Here is a 1,191-nt window from a genome sequence, read left to right as displayed (position 1 = left end):
GCGAATGGTATGCTGTCAGATGCCAGCTCGCCATCATGTTCGATGATCGTTTCCCAATGGCCTGAAAAAGTGCCACCGCACAAAATTCTACACAGTCTCCTGTTCTGCAATCTGCCAAATCCTCGAAAACGTCGAGGACTATTTCCGATAGCGGTGTTATATACGGGGCCACAGTTTTTTCGTCTGTTAAGGTGATGGACAATGCCCGAAGAACAACAAAGACAGCTGGCGCTGACCGTGGAAATCATAACTGCTTATGTATCGGAAAATAAAATATCGCCGGATGAACTTATCAGGCTGATTAGGGCTGTTTACAATTCATTGTCCGTCCCGACTGCTTCGAACGTAAAAGAACAGATACCTGCCGTTCCCATCAAGCGGTCCGTATTTCCGGATTATATCATATGCCTTGAAGATGGGAAAAAGCTGAAAATGCTCAAACGGCATCTGCAGGCATCCTATGGCATGACGCCTGAAGAATATCGGCGGAAATGGGGACTTCCGTCTCATTATCCTATGGTCGCTCCCAATTACACAGCACGCCGATCGGAACTTGCAAGAGAGATTGGGCTGGGGCGGGATATAACGTCCACTGCCACCAAATCTGGTGATGAGGGCACGACAGAGCCTGCATTGCCTGACAGGCCGCAAGGACGCCGCCGGGGTAGAAAGAAGGCCGCCCACTAAAAGGGGAACGCGCCGCCGGACCGGGCGGCGCGGCGATCTCCTGGCTCAGGAACGCGGCAATATACGAAGGCAGCGCTTCTTCGCTACGCCGTAGGGTGCCGACTGCGGCTGTTCCTGTTTGACCGGACCATGATCCAGTTCAGGGCGTTACGTCGATAAATCCGGACGAAAGATGCCTTTTATACAATCCAGGTTGCGGATTGCGATCCTAAGCCCTTGCGTTATGCACCTTGTGGAAGAATTCAGTTCTCAGTGAAAATCCATAGGCGATGACTACAAAGTTGTGCTCTCACGAGGGCAGCCTGCCTTTTCCGCTCTGACAATCCTTTTTCAGATCCCATATCTGGTGACGGACAACTTTCTACTTATCACGGTCGGTCCACGCGCAATCATTCAGAGAATGAACGTAATCATCCGGCGAGAGACGCGGGCGTATTCAGGCGGCGATGGTATTGTGGACCTGCTGGTGGGCTTTCCAGTGCCAGGGCAGGAGTTCATGGAGGC

1 protein-coding gene is annotated in these 1,191 nt (G+C 52.1%); it reads left to right on the top strand.

Going from position 1 to position 1,191, the window contains the following annotated elements; all coding sequences use genetic code 11:
• Positions 1–201: 201 nt before the first annotated feature.
• Entirely contained in the window at positions 202–687 is a 486-nt protein-coding gene (locus tag CDI09_RS17365; protein ID WP_010517031.1) for a MucR family transcriptional regulator, read from the top strand.
• Positions 688–1,191: the final 504 nt, after the last annotated feature.

It is taken from the genome of Komagataeibacter nataicola (genome assembly GCF_003207795.1).
Classification (GTDB): Bacteria; Pseudomonadota; Alphaproteobacteria; order Acetobacterales; family Acetobacteraceae; genus Komagataeibacter; species Komagataeibacter nataicola.
The sequence above is the reverse complement of the archived record's forward strand: the minus strand, read 5'-3'. Positions and strand labels throughout refer to the sequence as shown.

Bases quoted from the DNA above. Each gene is read 5' to 3' on its own strand.
- CDI09_RS17365 (WP_010517031.1), top strand. From the start codon at position 202: ATGCCCGAAGAACAACAAAGACAGCTGGCGCTGACCGTGGAAATCATA.